1 pseudogene is annotated in these 1,067 nt (G+C 59.0%); it reads right to left on the reverse strand.

Annotation, left to right across the window (positions count from 1 at the left end):
• Window positions 1-1,067 (reverse strand): annotated as a pseudogene (locus AACY52_RS28470) (hypothetical protein); the annotation flags it as partial.

Raw genomic sequence — 1,067 nt, forward strand, 5'->3', positions numbered from 1 at the left:
GTGTCCAGGTCATAGTAATCGACAAACCAGGTGCCGCTGGCGGACCGTTTGAGGTAAACGTCCCGGTCCGCAAACAGTGTCTGATGGCGTTGTTCGACATGCTGGAAATGCGCTGGCGCGGTGGTATCGAGCCAGCTGTTCATCGCTGTCAGATCGATATACTTGCCGACCTTGGCACTGAGGAAATCGTTGTCGAGGTTGGCCTGCTTTTCAGCACGGTATTCACGCACCACGTATTCCGCTTCGTTGTACAAATCGGCCGGAATAAAGGCCTGTACGGGCGCAACGATACTGGCAATTCGCGCATCACGGGCGGAGGCTTCGCTCGCGCTCGGCTGACCGCCGTATTGACGGGCATGGGTTTCATCCTTGAGCGCATCGTCCAGCTGGTGCTGAGCATCCAGCATGACCTTACCCTGCTCAGGAGTAAGGTTGATGTCACGGCTCTTGTAGCGATAGCTGAGAGTGCCCGCCAGTTCAGCCCCATCTTCGCTGACTAGACTGCGAATAAATCCACCGATGCTTAGGCGCAGGTTGTTATCACCGATCCACTGTTCGTGTCGCGCCTCCACCGACTCTTGCTCATGGTTGATATCACGCAGTACGCCCAGGTCGTCATCCAGGCACGCGAAGACCGGGAACAAACCTTTGGCCTGCGCTTTGGCGGTTTCCAGCCAATCCTGAGTGCTCTGCCCCTCCCACCGTTCGGCACTCCACTCGCCCGGAGGCTGATCACTGGCCTCGGGGTGTTGGGCGATGACTTTCTCCCGCTCACGTGAACGGTGCATGGCCTCGGTATAGGCATTGATGTTCAGGGTCGTCGGGTCTTTCATCGCGGTCGCACCCAGTGCATCCGTATCGTCACCGCCCCGTTGTTGGTCAGCCTTCATCGACCGGGCATAGGTGGCCGCGATGAGTTCGGCCATGACCTGATCGGCTTTGGCCAGCGGCGGGCAATGAGGCGCCTGTAGCTCGTTAGCCACCGTGCGCAAGGCAACGTGACGCATGTGCGCACTGCGTTTGGCGCTGCTGTCGCTCAGCGCCTTGCAGTGTTCCGGATTCAGTGG

Source organism: Pseudomonas sp. EA_65y_Pfl1_P113, assembly GCF_963970525.1.
Classification (GTDB): domain Bacteria; phylum Pseudomonadota; class Gammaproteobacteria; order Pseudomonadales; family Pseudomonadaceae; genus Aquipseudomonas; species Aquipseudomonas tritici.